Raw genomic sequence first — 16,984 nt, forward strand, 5'->3', positions numbered from 1 at the left:
AATGTTTGTAATGTCAGTTTCATAATATTGTATGATGCTGACTTACTAGAAAAGATAAGAGGAGAATGAGCGTGCAAAAGATAAAGAGATTATTGCTATTAATGATGGTAGTAGGATTAACAGCAGGTGTTTTAGCAGGGTGTGCAAATCCGAAAGATACTACAGAAGAATTTTTAACAGCGATACAAAAAGGTGATGTAGAAAAAGCTCGTACATTTGTTGAGAGTGACAAGGAATTTAATAAACTAAATGAAAAAACAGATGATGCTGAGGCAAAAGCAATGCTAAGTGCAATTACAAAGAACTTTAAATTTGAAAAGCTAGAAGAAGTATCGAAAAAGGATGACAAAGCAGAAGTGAAAGTGAAAATTACATCTGCTGATCTATCCGTTGCTGTAACAAAAGCAGTGGGAGAAGTTATGCCAATGGCCTTCGCTAGCGCATTTAGCGAAGACAAAGAACAATCTGAAAAAGCGATCGAAAAAACAATGACCTCAACTATCATCAAAAACTTAACGGATAAAGATGCAGCAATGGCAACTCGCGAAGTTACATTGAACTTAAAGAAAGACAAAGATGGCGACTATAAAATCGTTGCTGACGATAACTTGAAAGAAGTATTGTTTGCCAATGCGAAGTCTTTGGAGAAGATGTTTGGTGGGAAGTAATTGAATTAGATAAAAAAGAGACACCATATCACGTAAAAGGTTGATATGGTGTCTCTTTTTTATGAAACTGGAGAGATTTGAACGCACGAAGTTAATTATATAAATTAGATATTATGTTTTTTTTGAATTCAAGACATAAAGCTAGTTGTAACAGAGGAGGTACTGTATTCTATGTTTTCTTATGCGGATCCTGTAACGTAGAAAGGTAAAATTTCTGGACCAGATTTTAATTAGTGTTCCTTCAGCTTTAATGAGGAAGTGTACGAAGATGTTGTGACTATGCCTGATGGATACTATTAATTGTGAAGTTAAATAAGACAACAATTTATTAGAGGAAGATTAGTTAGTTTAAGTATCAGATTTAGGTGTTTAACAGGGGTACTAATTAATTTCAGTTCTTCCATGAAAAATTATAGAAAAAGTATGGATAAACAAATTCTTGTTTTAAGTGAATTTTGTAAATGTGGGGGCTGCTTTAAATAAAGATGGTCAAACACTATGTAAATAATTGAGAGTATTAAAATATGCAGAATTGCATATTAAATATTTAAAATCTTATGCTAACCTTATAATGCGAAATATAACATTTGTTGGTAATGATTCATTTTTGAAAGATAAAAAATGAATCATTACAGTGGTATACAATTCACTATCCTATAGCATAAACGATAATAACGAAAGTTATTTGAAGTCCTTTGAAGGAAATAAGTTATTGAAAAAAATTCCATATAGAAAATTTGTTGAAATTTCAGATGTAACAAATGTCATTTTATTTTTAATGTCTGATAAAAGCGATGCCATTAGAGGGCAAAATATTGTGGTTGACTATGGATATACAATTGTATAAATAAATCATCTTGGGAATTAAGGGTGTGGATAATGAGTTTACTAATTAAAGATTTAACAAAGAAATTTGACGAGCATGTTGCAGTGGATAATTTGAATATTGAGATACCAAAAGGTGAAATATTTGGATTCTTGGGCGGGAATGGAGCAGGTAAAACGACTACATTTCGAATGATACTTGGACTTTTATCGAAATCAAGTGGGACCATTTCATGGAATGGTAAACCTATAAATTATGGTGTTACAGATAAAATTGGGTATTTACCAGAAGAACGTGGTCTTTATGCGAAAATGACTGTCAAAGAACAAGTTAACTTTTTTGCAAAACTAAAGAACATGAAAAGTAAAGATGCAGAAAAAGAACTTCACTATTGGCTGGAGCGTTTTAATATTACTGAGCATCTGAACAAAAAGGTAGGAGAACTTTCTAAAGGGAATCAGCAAAAAATCCAGCTGATAACAGCGATTATACATAAGCCTGAACTTTTAATTTTAGATGAACCATTTAGTGGTTTAGACCCAGTAAATGTTGAAATGTTAAAAGACGCTGTTCTTGATATGCAAAAACAAGGGTCGTCAATTCTTTTTAGTTCACATCGTATGGAACATGTGGAAGAGTTATGCCAACACATTTGTATTATGTACAAAGGTGTACCTGTTGTTCAGGGTGACATTGCCAAAATTAAAAGTGATTTTGGTAAAAAGAACGTTGTAATCGTTGGCGATCATGACTTTGACCATTTGAAAGAAATAAAAGGTGTAGAAAGTATGAAGAAACGTAAAAATGCAGTTACTCTTAAAATTTCATATGAAGAAGTTTCACATGTTTTATTTAAAGAGATAACAAAATTAGGATATGTTAAAAAGTTTGCAGTAGAAGAGCCTACATTAAATGATATCTTTATTGCGAAAGTAGGTGCACAAAATGAGTAGTTTCTGGACAATTTTTTTACAAAACTATAAATCTAAAGTGAAATCAAAATCATATTTTGCTATTACAATAATAGTTTCTATGTTAATTATAGGATTGATGAATTTTGACAAGATTTATAACTTGTTTGCAGGTAACGAGGACGATCAAGTTGTTGTTGTTACAGAAAAAGAAGAATTATATTCAACCATTCATCAAGTGTTTAAAAATGTCGATAGTAAGATACAAGTTAAACGTAGCACGGATAAACAAAAAGCAGAATCAGGTGTTAAAAATGGTGATTATACATATGCAATCGTTGTAGAGGAATTGAATAATAAACAATTAAAGGCTACGTATATAACTGAGACGGATGTAAATCAGCAAGATGTTAGCAAGGTTCAAACGATTTTATCTCAAATACAATCTTCTAACTTCGCCCAGCAATTGAATCTATCGCAAGATGAATTAAAGGTGTTAACAACGCCAGTAGAAATTCATACCAAAACGGTTTCAGATAAGGTTAAAGATGGAGAACATACTGAGGGTGTAGGGATTTTAATTAATGTCTTTATCATGCTAAATTATGTAATGATATTAATGTATGCTGCACAATTAGCGACAGATGTTGCAACAGAGAAATCTTCTCGTGTTATGGAGTTAGTTGTTTCAAGTATTTCGCCTACCAAACATTTATATGCGAAGCTATTCTCGACATTATCGGCTGGTATTACGCAAATCATAATTTGGGGCTTGGTCGCAACTGTTGGATATAAAACAGCAATTAATGATTCGAAAAATGATATTTTAAATAGTATTGATTTAAATTCTGTTGCTCCAACTCTAGTGTTTTATGGGATTCTATTCTTCACATTAGGATTCTTATTATATGGCTCATTATCTTGTCTATTTGGCTCTATCATTACGCGTATAGAGGAATCTTCTCAAGCTGTTATGCCGCTGATGTTTATGTTAATTGCTGCTTTATATATCGCACTTTATGGAATGTCAAATCCAAGTAGCACGGTTGTTACCATTACTAGTTATATACCTTTCTTTACTCCTATTGTTATGCTCGTTCGAATTGGATTCCTCAATATCCCAGTATGGGAGATTGCGCTTGCATTAGCGATTCTAATCGCAACAATATGTATGATGATTGGTTTAACGAGTCGTGTTTACCGCGGTGGCGTATTATTATATGGTAAAGGCGCATTTAGTAATATCAAAAGGGCAATCAAGTTAGGGGAAAAATAAGATTGGTTTATTCATATTTAAAAAGACTACATAGTTAATCTATGTAGTTTTTTGTTGTTACGATAATTTTTATATATAAATTATCGTATTAAGCTATTTTTCAAAGAGAACTTTAAAAAGATCCCAAAAGAGAGTAAAGAATCGAGTTCTGGCGAACAACGCAGAGCGATGATTGATATAATTTATGTTTTTCTCCAAAATGAAGACAAGAAGTAGGGGGGGAATTTAGTTTTAATAATAATCATTTATTTGCTACATAAAGAAAACCCCTTGAATATCAAGGGGTTTTTCCTATGATCCCGACTGGCCTCGAACCAGCGACCTCCACCCTGTCAAGGTGGCGCTCTCCCTGCTGAGCTACGGGATCCCAACTATAAATATTACGATCAGCAATGTGTTTTCATTTCATTCGTGTAATCGAAGGATTTGTATAATTTATTGAATATTGTAACATTTAATGTATTCCTATAATAACAACAAACTTTAATGGTGTAAAGATTTAATTTTCTGGATATTATCATTCCAATTTTTATATAAAAAATAAGCCCCGAAGAGCTTATTTTAATAATAATATCACCGCGATTATCAATGATATTTTCAAAAATACAATCATAAATAATGGGGCTCGTTCATGAGTTATCGTCCTCTAACTGTCATTCCTGCTGTGTAAATTGTATCTACAGAACCGTCAGCACTTACAACTTCAACTTTATAGCGATATGTTCCATTGTCTGAAATGTTTTCGCCATATCCTGTGAAAGTAGAAATTTCATCATTACTTCCAGCTGGAACCCATTGATTTTGCCAATGGAAGAAAGTATCATATTCTCCCCAGTTATCGCCATATTTTTTCTCGATGCTGACATTGTAATGAATATCTTCAGCTCGTTCATTTGTAATTCTTGCAATTACGTTTTGACCGAAGCTATATTCTGTAGCGTGTACTTGAACTGTAACACCATTCAACGTTTCGCTAGGACCACAAATATAACGACAGAACTCGCTTGCTCCGTCAGCATTTGCCTTCGGTGTATCAATGTTCATAGCTGTTAAACCGCCTAAAGCTAAAGCTCCTGTTAATAATACTTTACCAAATGCTTTCACTTAAAATTCCCCCTAAGTATATTTTCAATTCGTTCCATAGATATCACATTAAGTAGTTTTATAACGTTAATCTAATCGAACACTTTTTTCCTCGAGTGCATTCGCTATGAATCTTTCATCTTGTAGTAATCTAATCTCTACATAAAATTTCATAGTTTTGATTCCATATATGTATCATGATTTACATAGAACAAATCTGTTAATACGTTTTGGTTAATTGCTTATCCCACTACTTTTTATTACCTTTTATTGGTAAAACGTTGATTTTATTATATACCATTATTATCTATTTACAAGAGAAAATAATACTGTATGCAAAAATGCATAATAAAAACACTGCTTGTATTCTGAATTACAGAATACAAGTAGTGGTTGGTTTCAATTAATATTTAATTGGAACCTAATGCTAATTTTTTATGTTTAACAGTATACATATATCACTGTTTTTTTTAGTCATAATTGATAAAATTTGTTCAGGGGACGCTCTTCCTGTTGAGCTATGGGATCTTTAAAAGGGAAAGTATAAGCGATTATGAGAGTAATGTATAAAGGGATAATGATGAGAAGCGAATTTAGTAGAAAGTAGTCTTTGGATGTAGAGGTTATATTATTTCCGATACCAATTGAAAGGACCTTCATCACTCAAATCAACAAGAAAAGGGAACAAGAAGTGTAAAGGTAAGCTTATAAGTTCTGGCATAGCGTTCACTGTTTTCTTTGATAGATATTGCCTCCCAAAACAATACGGACAATCTTTTTCAAATGCCAAGAGTATCGACCATACGTCTTTTACTTTCCATTTCGTTTTACAATACGTACAACGCGCCATTGAGTTCCTCCTCAGTTTAAGGTGTTTTCTAATATATTCTACTTTATTGTACGAAAGTCATTTGAATTTGATGTGGTAAAATGCAAAACAAGCCTAACCTCGTTCTACATTCAGGAAGGGGCTAGGCTTGTTTTAATTTCGATCAAAGTCTCTTTGTATCAGGCTGTTTATACATTGCCTAGATAACTTCGCGTTAAATTTGGGAGAATAATTTTTCCATTTTTACTGTATTTTTCGAATAGATCTGATAGGAGAAAAACAAAATTTTTATACTCTTTGTCATTTTCTTTCGGAGCATAAGATGCTGATAAATTCCTTCCCAAAAACCCTTCATAATCAAAAAGTAAATCATTTTGATATTCTTTAAAATCATACTTTCCATCTTTAAAAAAGCTGTTAAATACTTCTGGAGTTTCATCTATTCCACCGCTAAATCCTTTAAAGTTTGGGCAGGTTTTCTGGCAAATTTCTGCGTTCTCTTTAATAAGTGGACTAGTTAAATCTCTACTATTCCAAACAAGTGCAACATTTGCTTTTTGTTTTAAAATTCGTTGGCATTCGATTTTGAAAGCCTCTTTATTAAACCAATGAAATGCTTGGGCAACAGTTACTAAATCTACACTATTTTCTTTTAAAGTGGTATGTTCAGCAGTTGCTTTTATGGATTGAAAACGAGAATATAGTTTTAACGATTGCTCAGCGATCTTCCTCATATCATCATTTGGTTCAACTCCAATAACATGTAAACCACTTTCAAGCAGCTGGTGGCTAAATATCCCCGTACCTGAACCAATATCAGCCACAATCCGATTCCCTTTCAGTTGGTTAGCTGAAAGCAAGTAATCAATATATTCATTAGGATAACTAGGGCGATATTTTGCATATATATCGGCCCTGTCAGTAAAATTTTCTGTTGTTTTCACAGTACTACCTTCTTTCTTACGATATTATGTACAGAAATAGAAATTAAATATGAATTCCGGCATCAGTCTCTAAGTCTACAATTTAAGAGTCCAGCTAAATAGAAAGCCTCAGTTTCTTTATTCAAATATCCTTTATCCGTTTAGTATACTATTTTAGATAATATCTTCCAAAAGACTAGAATGGCTTACTCAATTATGTTTTAACGTGTATATTTTTATGGATTTATTTAATAATTTATGAGCGATTGTATGTCGTATTACGTTTACGTAGGTAAGAGATTTTCATTTTTGCTATTTAAATTGGCCAATATATCCTTTTTACAATTTACTGAAAATCATGTATAACAGAGATACATGATTATTTTATCTCGCTATTTGCGGGCAGTAAGATCCCTTACCTCGAAATTTAGCAAAAGTAAAGAAGTTAGGTTGGGATTGGGATGGCCGTAAAAGTCCGATTGGTGAGGGTTGATGAAAGTTTCACTTTATAAATATTCAGAAGTAGAGGGAGAAAAGTTGTAATGGTAAGAAAAACGTTCAAGATGCGCGTGTCTAAAAATAGAACGATTTCGATTAATGGCTCGATTCTTGATGTGGATGTTACACATGATGAATTTTTACAAGAGTTTGTTGAGTGGGTCGATTCTAAAGGTTGGTCGTTTATGGGGATAACCGATGAGATTACGCCCGAGGAAGCTAGTCAAAAGTTAATAGATTCGTTGATAGATGAGAAGGATAAGAAAGAGTAATTCCTTCTTATTTTTATTGTATATTTATGTTCTTTATCGTAAAAATATGATATAGTAAAAAATAGTGAAAATTCTTCCAGTTTAATACAAATTACATATGATTGGTAGATTTCTTATTTTGTTAGAGGAGTAAATGGAAAAGGGAGAGTCATATGGTAAATTTTAAGAAAATTTTGGTTTTTATTACAGTTATTTGTTTGTTTTTGTTGACACCTATGACATTGCGTGCTGAGACGAATATTGGAGTAAATCCAGAACAAGTTGCACCACCACCTGCAGAAGGACCGAATGTTTTTAGTCAGTTTGCAACGACAATTGATGCGAAAACAGGAGATGTTTTGTATGACAAAAACGCAAATCACCGAGCATATCCTGCTAGTACGACGAAGGTGTTAACAGCGATTTTACTCATGGAGCATACAAAGCCAGAGGATCAATTTACATTTTCACAATTAGCATTAGATCAAGAGAAGAGTAATTATCAAATTGAGTTTCAACCTGGAGAGACAATTAATAGAAATACTGCGCTTATGATTTTAATGGTGCTGAGTGCGAATGATGTGTCGTATGCGATTGCGGAGCGGATTGGCGGGAGTGTTGAGAATTTCGCTAATATGATGAATGAGAAAGCGAAGCAATTAGGGGCGAAAGATAGCCACTTTGTAACACCGAATGGACTGCATGATCCGAACCATTATACGACGCCGTATGATATGGCTATGATTACGAAGGGTGTGCAAAAGTATCCTGAAATTTTACAAGCGATGAATACGAAAAGAACGACAGTTACGACGTCTAGGCAGACGGTGTCTATTTTTAATAAATCTAATTTTTTTGAAAATCCATATAGCATTGGCGGTAAGACAGGGTTTACGAATGAAGCGCGTAATACACTTGTTTTATTAAATGAGAAAGATGGAAACCGTATTATAAGCGTAGTAATGGCTTCTCAAAGACCTGAAATTTATGAAGATTTGAAGCAGATGGCGGAATATTCTTTCGGTCAATTTACGAAGCAAATGGTGCTTGATAAACATAATTGGCATCAAAAAACAACATATTTAAATAAAGATGTTAATTCTGAGTTGGAACAAAGTGCGGAGCTTATGCTTAAGAAAGATGAAGGGAAAAATGTGAAAACTATTTTCCGGGCGGCTTCATTAGATAAAGAATCTTTATATCATAAAGGAATACATCGTGGTGAGGTAGTTGGTGCAGTTGATATTACGAAAAATAATCAAACAATTGCGACGGTAAATGTTCTTTCAACAGAAGATGTCACTTTTGCGATGCCTAAAAAAGATACAACTATGCCTGAAGTAAAAGACTCAAATGTTAAAGTAATAAGTGTTGGGATAGGTGCAATTGTATTATTTGGAGCAATTTTATATGTAGTGTTGCGCCGAAATACAAAAGGAATGAAATCAGAAGGTAAATAAATTACTAATAAAAAGATTGTGTAAAATTTTGGCACAGTCTTTTTTTTTATACTTTAAATAACTAATAATTGTAAATTTTCTTATTGCAATAACTTAAAGTTCGTTATATCATTTACTTGTGTTCTTGTTAAAGAACGTAATGGATATTGCATACTTCAAATAATATAAAACAACGGAGAGGGAGAGAGACGATGAAATTAATATGGAAGATAATTAGCAACGCGATCTCATTTGTTTTATTTGCATTGATGGTTTTTTTAGCTTTTGTAGTTATTTCTTCAAAAGCAAGCGGTGGTGATCCGACAGTGATGGGATATCAATTTAAGAGCGTTCTTTCAGGATCAATGGAGCCGACGTTTTTAACAGGATCAATCATTGCAATAGAACCAAACAAAGATGGTTCTAAATATCAAAAAGGTGATGTTATTACCTTTAAAGAGAAAGATCAAAAAATTATCACTCACCGTATTATCGGTGTGAAAGATACAAATGGAAAAGTAATGTATGAAACAAAAGGGGATAACAACAACGGACCAGATTTAGAGCCAGTACTTGCAGAAAATGTAGTTGGAAAGTATGCAGATATTACAGTTCCGTACGTTGGTTATTTACTGAATTATGCGAATTCAAAAGCGGGAGCAGCATTACTTCTTATTATTCCAGGAGTCTTTTTACTTGGATATTCCGCGATTTCTATTTTTGGGGCTATTCGTAGCATTGACGGAGAAAAGAAAGATAAAAAAGTAGAACAATCCGTCTAGTTCGTTTGGTTATACTTTCCGTTTAGGAAGTTAACAAATATATATATTAAGGGGATATGGACATGACTTTAAAGAAAAAATTAGGAATGGGTATTACATCAGCAGTACTAGGAGCAGCGTTAGTTGGTGGAGGAACATTTGCATTTTTCAGTGATAAAGAAGTGTCAAACAATACATTTGCGGCTGGGACACTGGATTTAGCATTAAATCCATCAACAGTTGTTAACGTATCAAATTTAAAACCTGGGGATACAATTGAAAAAGAATTTAAACTAGAAAATAAAGGCTCTTTAGATATTAAAAAGGTTTTACTGAAAACAGATTATAATGTAGAAGATGTAAAGAAAGATAATAAAGATGATTTTGGTAAACATATTAAAGTAACATTCTTAAAAAATGTAGATAAGCATGAGACAATTGTGAAACAAACTACTTTAGATAAATTAAAAGGTGACACACTTACAGCTGTAGATAATGATTTATCGGCTTGGTTCTGGGATGAAAAAGGTATTTCAGCAGGTAAATCTGATAAATTCAAAGTGAAATTTGAGTTCGTTGATAATGGAAAAGATCAAAATCAATTCCAAGGCGATAAGTTACAATTAAATTGGACGTTTGATGCACAACAAACAGCAGGTGAAGAAAGATAATAACAAAAAGGGCTATCACATGGATAGCCCTTTTTCTATTTTTCTAGTATTTGTCTATCAATTTTAATAGTTCTTTACTATAATATAGATAATGTTCTGTATAAAGAACGTAATGTTCGATGGGAGAGATTAAGATGCTGAAAAGACCGCGTAATTTTAAAAAGATGCTTATATTGCCGTGTATGTGTTCTATTACGTTTTATTTAGGATCTCAAATTATGACGCATACAGAAGCGGCGTTCATTCATGAAACGAAAGTAGAAGCGACGTTTTCTACAGCAATTATATTTCCGAAAACAGTTAATACGTTAAAAGAGCAATCTGAGAAACATAAACAGTTTATTGAGCGTGAGTATGGAACGATGAAGGGAAAATCGAAAGCAACTTCTATTGAAGAAATAAAACAGGCGATTTCTGTATGGCAACAAGGGCGTGAGAAAATTGTTGCTGAGAAGGAAGCCCTGCAAAATGTATATACTGAAATAGAAGCTCCTTACAATCAAATACAAGAAGAATTAAAGGTAAATAAAGATGAGTCGATGCAGCAAGTGTCCATATATGTAAATGAAGGCTTCCGCAGTATCAAAGAGAAGCGTGACTATATTGAGAAAGAAATTAGCTTGAAAGCTATTGATGAGCAAATTCAGGCTCTTCAGCAACAATTAAACGTTGCAATTGAAGCGGAAGGACAAAAGAAAGCCGAAGAACAAAAGAAAGTAGAAGAACAAAAGAAAGCCGAAGAACAAAAGAAAGTAGAAGAACAGAAGAAAGCCGAAGAACAAAAGAAAGTAGAAGAACAGAAGAAAGTAGAAGAACAAAAGAAAGTAGAAGAACAGAAGAAAGTAGAAGAACAGAAGAAAGTAGAAGAACAAAAGAAAGCAGAAGAACAAAAGAAAGTAGAAGAACAGAAGAAAGTAGAAGAACAAAAGAAAGTAGAAGAGCAGAAAAAAGCGGAGTAACTGCTTTAGTGAAACAGCCGGAAAATAAGAATGTGGTGTAAGAGAGTGTGAACGAATAAGCAAGACTAGTAATATTTATACGAGTGTGAGGGAAAGTTAGCCCTCACCTCTTTGTTTTGCTTTTTCTTATAGTATTAAATGATTTGAGTGTGAAAAAAGATATAAATTATCATTCGTTTTTCTGAAAAGTCTAAATAATATTGAGAAATAAAAATAACTGAAAATATTAATAAATATGTGTTGTGTTTATATAGGTTTGTTCGTTATAATGAACATAAGGTTTTTAAAAAAGAACACATATTAGCTAAGCTAATATAGTTTTCTTTACATCTCTTATTGAAAAATAAGTGATAAAAATATAAAAAAAAGCTAGGGGGAATTGATTGTGAGTCTGAAAAAGAAATTAGGTATGGGAGTTGCATCAGCAGCATTGGGGTTAGCTTTAATTGGTGGAGGAACATTTGCATTCTTTAGCGATAAAGAAGTATCAAACAATACATTTGCAGCTGGGACGTTAGACCTTACATTAAACCCTAAGACGCTTGTAGATATTAAAGATTTAAAACCAGGGGATTCTGTTAAGAAAGAGTTCTTATTACAAAACAGCGGTTCGTTAACTATTAAAGACGTTAAATTAGCAACAAAGTATACTGTTAAAGATGCAAAAGGTGATAATGCTGGTGAAGACTTTGGTAAGCACGTTAAAGTAAAATTCCTTTGGAACTGGGATAAACAAAGTGAGCCTGTATACGAAACAACTTTAGCAGACTTACAAAATGTGGATCCAGATCTTTTAGCTAAAGACATCTTTGCTCCTGAGTGGGGAGAAAAGGGTGGATTAGCAGCTGGTACAGAGGATTATCTATGGGTGCAATTTGAATTTGTAGATGATGGAAAAGACCAAAATATCTTCCAAGGTGATACATTGAATTTAGAATGGACATTCAATGCTAACCAAGAAGCTGGGGAAGAAAAATAATAAAAAAGCGGGTATTCCCGCTTTTTTTTATAAAGAAAATGAAGTGCTGGTTGTAAGCACTTCTTTCTATTATTATTTTTGATTTTGCTTCCACTTTGTAAATTCAAGAAATTCACGAAATTGTTCTTTGGAGACACCAGAGTTCATTGCATCTTTAACGAGTTGTGTCCATTCGGAGTCTAGGTTAGTTTCCTTTGTTGTTTCATCATGAAGTAAAGTATCAACTGGAATTTGTAGAACTGCTGCGATTTTTTCAAGAAACTGAATGGAAGGGTTTTTTTGTAAATTTCGTTCTATAGAACTAATGTAAGATTTAGCAACGCCAGCTTTTTCGGCAAGTTCAGTTAATGAAATCCCTTTTTGTAAACGAAGGCGTTTTATACGTTCTCCAATCATATTTGCGCACCTTTCTATCAATATGTAGTTGTCTTATGATGTCATTATTATAACATAAACTTCGTTAAAAAGAACAAACCTATTGAGCCTGACTGGATGGCTTCATACGTTGGAAAAATTGCTCAATGTCTTGCATGGCGATACCAGCATCTAGAGCTTCAAGTATTAAATCAATCCATTCTTGATCCAGTGCGTCTGTCTTATCTTTGTACAAATGTAATTCCTCCCTAATTATCGGTCATAATTGCTGCTACAGAATACATGATAATGCAATCGGATTTTGTGTTTTATATAGTGAATTATCAAATATTTTGTAGATGAAACAAAGATAAAATCCCCATTAAACTCCCTCTATGGAAATTATAAATTGTTCGATAAAAACTTTCAATATTTTCAGAAAACATTGTTGAATTGTGATATATTCGTATGCTAACTATGAAATTTTTACAAATATATTAAAAACATTACATAATATTACTAAATATTGAAAAAATATTGAATTTTTAATAAAATTCAATTTGTAATACATATTATTTATTAGGGGAGGAAATATGGGATGAACAAGAAACCGTTCAAAGTTTTGTCATCAATCGCTTTAACAGCTGTATTAGGCCTTTCATTCGGAGCTGGCACTCAATCTGCATATGCTGAAACACCTGTGAATAAGACAGCTACGAGCCCAGTCGATGATCATTTAATTCCAGAAGAACGTTTAGCAGATGCACTGAAAAAACGTGGGGTAATTGATTCTTCAGCTTCAGAGAAAGAAACAAAGAAAGCTGTTGAAAAGTATGTAGAGAACAAAAAGGGTGAAAATCCTGGGAAAGAAGCAACAAATGGGGATCAACTTACGAAAGAAGCATCTGACTTTTTAAAGAAAGTGAAAGATGCGAAAGCAGACACGAAAGAAAAACTAAATCAGCCAGCAACAGGGACACCTGCAGCGACAGGCCCAGTTAAGGGTGGTCTAAATGGTAAAGTACCAACTTCTCCAGCAAAGGGAAAAGAATATAACGGTGAAGTTCGTAAAGATAAAGTACTCGTTTTACTTGTAGAGTACGCTGACTTTAAACATAACAATATTGATAAAGAACCTGGTTATATGTATACTGACGATTTTAACAAAGAACATTATGAAAAAATGTTATTTGGTAATGAGCCATTCGCATTAGAGGATGGTAGCAAAATCGAAACGTTTAAACAATATTACGAAGAGCAATCCGGTGGTAGTTACACAGTGGATGGAACAGTTACAAAATGGTTAACAGTTCCTGGGAAAGCTGCTGATTACGGTGCAGATGCTGCTACAGGTCATGATAATAAAGGACCAAAAGGACCACGTGATCTAGTAAAAGATGCATTAAAGGCAGCTGTAGATAGCGGTCTTGATTTATCACAGTTTGATCAGTTCGATCAATACGATGTAAATGGTGATGGAAATCAAAATCAACCTGACGGTTTAATCGATCATTTAATGATTATTCATGCGGGTGTTGGACAAGAAGCTGGCGGTGGTAAATTAGGTGATGATGCAATTTGGTCACATCGCTGGACAGTTGGACCAAAACCATTCGCAATTGAAGGTACACAAGCGAAAGTTCCATATTGGGGCGGAAAGATGGCAGCATTCGACTACACAATTGAACCAGAAGATGGCGCAGTTGGTGTATTCGCGCATGAATATGGTCATGATTTAGGTCTTCCAGATGAGTATGATACAGACTATACGGGTCATGGTGAGCCAATTCAAGCTTGGTCTGTTATGAGTGGCGGCAGCTGGGCGGGTAAAATCGCTGGAACAACACCGACGAGTTTCTCACCACAAAATAAAGAGTTTTTCCAAAAAACAATCGGTGGTAACTGGGCAAATATCGTAGAAGTAGATTACGAGAAATTAAATAAAGGTATCGGTCTAGCAACATATTTAGATCAAAGTGTTACGAAATCTAACCGTCCAGGTATGATTCGTGTTAACTTACCAGATAAAGATGTAAAAACAATTGCACCAGCATTTGGTAAACAGTATTACTACAGTACAAAAGGTGACAATCTTCATACAACGTTAGAAACACCACTGTTCGATTTAACGAATGCAACGAATGCGAAATTTGATTTCAAATCGTTATATGAAATCGAAGCAGAGTATGATTTCCTTGAAGTACATGCTGTAACAGAAGATGGTCAAAAAACGTTAATTGAAAGACTTGGCGAGAAAGCAAATAGTGGAAATGCAGATTCGACAAATGGAAAATGGATTGACAAATCATATGATTTAAGTCAATTCAAAGGTAAAAAAGTAAAATTAACGTTTGAGTACATTACGGATGGTGGTTTAGCATTAAATGGTTTCCTACTTGATAATGCTTCATTAACAGTGGATGGTAAAGTAGTATTCTCTGATGATGCAGAAGGTACACCACAATTAAAATTAGATGGTTTCGTTGTATCTAGCGGAACAGAGAAGAAAAAACATAATTACTACGTAGAGTGGAGAAACCATACTGGATCAGATAGCGCATTGAAATTTGCTCGCGGTCCAGAATATAACTCAGGTATGGTTGTATGGTATGCGGACTCAGCTTACGCAGATAACTGGGTTGGTTTACATCCAGGACATGGTTTCCTTGGTGTAGTTGATTCTCATCCAGAAGCAATTGTAGGGACTTTAAATGGTAAACCGACAATTGAAAGTAGTACACGATTCCAAATCGCTGATGCTGCATTCTCATTCGATAAAACGCCAGCTTGGAAAGTTGTATCTCCAACGCGTGGAACGTATACGTATGATGGCTTAGCGGGTGTACCGAAATTTGATGATTCGAAAACGTATATTAATCAACAGATTCCAGATGCAGGACGTATTTTACCGAAGCTTGGTCTGAAGTTTGAAGTAGTAGGACAAGCTGATGATAATTCTGCAGGTGCTGTTCGTTTATATCGTTAATACAGTAAAACTACCGAGAGATTCTCTTTCGGTAGTTTTTTTGTGAGCAATGAATTTTATATAGCTGAAAAAGTCATATATAATGTAACTTTAAGAATAGAAATTTGTTATATATGAAGTCTATATAAATAATGAAAGAATTGGATAAAAATAGTGGGAGAAGGTGAGTGAATGAGTATTACCTCTATTGTAAGTAGGCAAAAGGAATATTTTTTAAAAGGGCATACGAGAAGCATCGAAATGAGAAAGAATAATTTGAAGAAGCTTTATGAAGGCATTCAGCGTTTTGAAGAAGAAATATTTCAGGCATTGAAATTAGATTTAAATAAGTCAGTTCACGAGTCGTTTACAACGGAAGTTGGATATGTATTAAAAGAAATTTCCTTTCAATTGAAACATATGTCATCGTGGAGTAAACCGAAGCGAGTTCGAACAGCACTCACTCATTTTGGATCAAAAGGAAAAGTAGTGCCAGAGCCGTATGGTGTGACGCTTATTATTGCACCGTGGAACTATCCTTTTCAATTAGCAATTGCACCACTTGTAGGAGCACTTGCAGCTGGAAATACAATCGTTTTAAAGCCGTCAGAGTTAACGCCAAGCGTTTCAAAAGTGCTTAAGAGAATGTTAGGTGAATTATTCCCAGAAGAGCTTGTAGCGGTAGTAGAAGGTGGCGTTGAAGAGAGTACATCTTTGCTGAGGGAACCAATTGATTATATTTTCTTTACTGGTAGTGTTGGCGTTGGAAAAGTTGTAATGGAAGCAGCAGCGAAACAGTTGACGCCGCTTACGTTAGAACTTGGCGGGAAAAGTCCTTGTATTGTACATAAAGATGCAAAGATAGAGATGACAGCAAGAAGAATTGTTTGGGGTAAGTTTTTAAATGCAGGGCAGACATGTGTAGCGCCTGATTATATGTACGTGCATTCTTCCGTGAAAGAACAGCTAGTTGAGGCACTGCGACATGAAATCACAGAGCAGTATAGTAAAGAACCTTTGCAAAATGAAAATTATGTGCGTATTGTAAGTGAGCGTCATTTTGAACGATTATGTGGATTTTTACAAGATGGTCAAGTCGTAATTGGTGGAAACTATGAGAAAGATACATTACATATTGAACCGACAGTGCTAGCGGATATTACATGGCAAGATGCTGTTATGGAAGATGAAATTTTTGGTCCGATTTTACCAATCATAGAGTACGACAATATAGAAGATGTAATTGGCACAATCCAGCAACATCCGAAGCCGTTAGCGTTATATGTATTTTCGGAAGATAAAGAAGTACAAAAGAAAGTGACGAGTAATATTTCATATGGTGGAGGCTGTATTAATGATGTTGTCTACCATCTTGCCACGCCATATTTACCTTTTGGGGGTGTTGGAAGTAGTGGATTAGGGGGTTATCATGGGGAAGAAAGTTTTCGGACTTTTTCACATTATAAAAGCATTTTAGCCCAATCTACAGCATTCGACATGAAAATTCGTTACTCTTCTACAAAAAGTGCTTTAAAATTCATACGAAAGTTGTTAAAATGATGATGGTGTTTATCAGTAGGCGTAGCCGTAT

17 protein-coding genes and 1 tRNA gene are annotated in these 16,984 nt (G+C 34.1%); 12 read left to right on the forward strand and 6 right to left on the reverse strand.

What is annotated here, in order from left to right; all coding sequences use genetic code 11:
- The first annotated feature begins 71 nt into the window (after positions 1 to 71).
- The 4 genes from N2V79_RS06610 to N2V79_RS06625 all read left to right on the forward strand — a co-directional run bounded on the left by N2V79_RS06610 (position 72) and on the right by N2V79_RS06625 (position 3,681).
- Complete coding sequence (locus tag N2V79_RS06610; RefSeq protein WP_001169495.1) at positions 72 to 668, forward strand: DUF4878 domain-containing protein; 597 nt, start codon at positions 72 to 74, stop codon at positions 666 to 668.
- Positions 669 to 1,380: 712 nt separating this feature from the next.
- Positions 1,381 to 1,515: an SDR family oxidoreductase gene (locus tag N2V79_RS06615; protein WP_000723764.1), complete on the forward strand. Its 135-nt coding sequence runs from the start codon at positions 1,381 to 1,383 to the stop codon at positions 1,513 to 1,515.
- A gap of 32 nt (positions 1,516 to 1,547) precedes the next feature.
- On the forward strand, positions 1,548 to 2,447 hold the full coding sequence (locus tag N2V79_RS06620; RefSeq protein ID WP_340719729.1) for an ABC transporter ATP-binding protein: 900 nt from the start codon (positions 1,548 to 1,550) through the stop codon (positions 2,445 to 2,447).
- Positions 2,440 to 3,681: an ABC transporter permease gene (locus N2V79_RS06625; RefSeq protein ID WP_069355233.1), complete on the forward strand. Its 1,242-nt coding sequence runs from the start codon at positions 2,440 to 2,442 to the stop codon at positions 3,679 to 3,681. The genes N2V79_RS06620 and N2V79_RS06625 overlap by 8 nt, the downstream gene beginning before the upstream one ends.
- Before the next feature lie 294 nt (positions 3,682 to 3,975).
- On the opposite strand, the gene N2V79_RS06630 is transcribed toward N2V79_RS06625, so the two are convergent.
- The 4 genes from N2V79_RS06630 to N2V79_RS06645 all read right to left on the reverse strand — a co-directional run bounded on the left by N2V79_RS06630 (position 3,976) and on the right by N2V79_RS06645 (position 6,537).
- Positions 3,976 to 4,048 (reverse strand) — tRNA-Val (locus N2V79_RS06630).
- Between the two features lie 269 nt (positions 4,049 to 4,317).
- On the reverse strand, positions 4,318 to 4,785 hold the full coding sequence (locus tag N2V79_RS06635; protein WP_340719730.1) for a hypothetical protein: 468 nt from the start codon (positions 4,783 to 4,785) through the stop codon (positions 4,318 to 4,320).
- Between the two features lie 607 nt (positions 4,786 to 5,392).
- The gene (locus N2V79_RS06640; protein WP_053564957.1) at positions 5,393 to 5,614 is read right to left on the reverse strand and encodes a hypothetical protein; all 222 of its coding nucleotides are present in this window, start codon (positions 5,612 to 5,614) and stop codon (positions 5,393 to 5,395) included.
- A 167-nt stretch (positions 5,615 to 5,781) separates the two neighbouring features.
- On the reverse strand, positions 5,782 to 6,537 hold the full coding sequence (locus N2V79_RS06645) for a class I SAM-dependent methyltransferase (RefSeq protein ID WP_069355252.1): 756 nt from the start codon (positions 6,535 to 6,537) through the stop codon (positions 5,782 to 5,784).
- A gap of 521 nt (positions 6,538 to 7,058) precedes the next feature.
- Between N2V79_RS06645 and N2V79_RS06650 the strand changes: the two genes are divergently transcribed.
- The 6 genes from N2V79_RS06650 to calY all read left to right on the forward strand — a co-directional run bounded on the left by N2V79_RS06650 (position 7,059) and on the right by calY (position 12,074).
- On the forward strand, positions 7,059 to 7,286 hold the full coding sequence (locus N2V79_RS06650; RefSeq protein WP_000251856.1) for a hypothetical protein: 228 nt from the start codon (positions 7,059 to 7,061) through the stop codon (positions 7,284 to 7,286).
- 152 nt (positions 7,287 to 7,438) lie between these two features.
- Positions 7,439 to 8,725 (forward strand): D-alanyl-D-alanine carboxypeptidase family protein, encoded by a 1,287-nt coding sequence (locus N2V79_RS06655; protein WP_069355253.1) that lies wholly within the window; start codon positions 7,439 to 7,441, stop codon positions 8,723 to 8,725.
- A gap of 191 nt (positions 8,726 to 8,916) precedes the next feature.
- A complete protein-coding gene (sipW, locus tag N2V79_RS06660; protein ID WP_000767792.1) occupies positions 8,917 to 9,486 on the forward strand; it encodes a signal peptidase I SipW in 570 nt (189 codons plus the stop codon).
- Between the two features lie 62 nt (positions 9,487 to 9,548).
- Positions 9,549 to 10,136, forward strand: coding sequence for a CalY family protein (locus tag N2V79_RS06665; RefSeq protein ID WP_000172852.1), 588 nt, complete (start codon positions 9,549 to 9,551; stop codon positions 10,134 to 10,136).
- Between the two features lie 134 nt (positions 10,137 to 10,270).
- Positions 10,271 to 11,095: a DUF4047 domain-containing protein gene (locus N2V79_RS06670; protein ID WP_199716944.1), complete on the forward strand. Its 825-nt coding sequence runs from the start codon at positions 10,271 to 10,273 to the stop codon at positions 11,093 to 11,095.
- Positions 11,096 to 11,480: 385 nt separating this feature from the next.
- Complete coding sequence (gene calY / locus N2V79_RS06675) at positions 11,481 to 12,074, forward strand: biofilm matrix protein CalY (protein ID WP_000053715.1); 594 nt, start codon at positions 11,481 to 11,483, stop codon at positions 12,072 to 12,074.
- Between the two features lie 72 nt (positions 12,075 to 12,146).
- Here the strand turns inward: calY and N2V79_RS06680 are convergent, their stop codons facing one another.
- Together N2V79_RS06680 and N2V79_RS06685 are read right to left on the reverse strand one after the other, a co-directional pair.
- Positions 12,147 to 12,470, reverse strand: coding sequence for a helix-turn-helix domain-containing protein (locus N2V79_RS06680; protein ID WP_000578885.1), 324 nt, complete (start codon positions 12,468 to 12,470; stop codon positions 12,147 to 12,149).
- 79 nt (positions 12,471 to 12,549) lie between these two features.
- Complete coding sequence (locus N2V79_RS06685) at positions 12,550 to 12,684, reverse strand: anti-repressor SinI family protein (protein WP_000276219.1); 135 nt, start codon at positions 12,682 to 12,684, stop codon at positions 12,550 to 12,552.
- A gap of 342 nt (positions 12,685 to 13,026) precedes the next feature.
- Here N2V79_RS06685 and inhA1 point away from each other — a divergent pair, with 342 nt between their 5' ends.
- Positions 13,027 to 15,414 (forward strand): M6 family metalloprotease immune inhibitor InhA1, encoded by a 2,388-nt coding sequence (gene inhA1 / locus N2V79_RS06690; protein WP_069355256.1) that lies wholly within the window; start codon positions 13,027 to 13,029, stop codon positions 15,412 to 15,414.
- Positions 15,415 to 15,585: 171 nt separating this feature from the next.
- Positions 15,586 to 16,953, forward strand: coding sequence for an aldehyde dehydrogenase (locus N2V79_RS06695; protein WP_340719731.1), 1,368 nt, complete (start codon positions 15,586 to 15,588; stop codon positions 16,951 to 16,953).
- Positions 16,954 to 16,984: the final 31 nt, after the last annotated feature.

Origin of the sequence: Bacillus sp. CH_70 (assembly GCF_038007045.1) — a bacterium.
Lineage (GTDB): Bacteria > Bacillota > Bacilli > Bacillales > Bacillaceae_G > Bacillus_A > Bacillus_A cereus.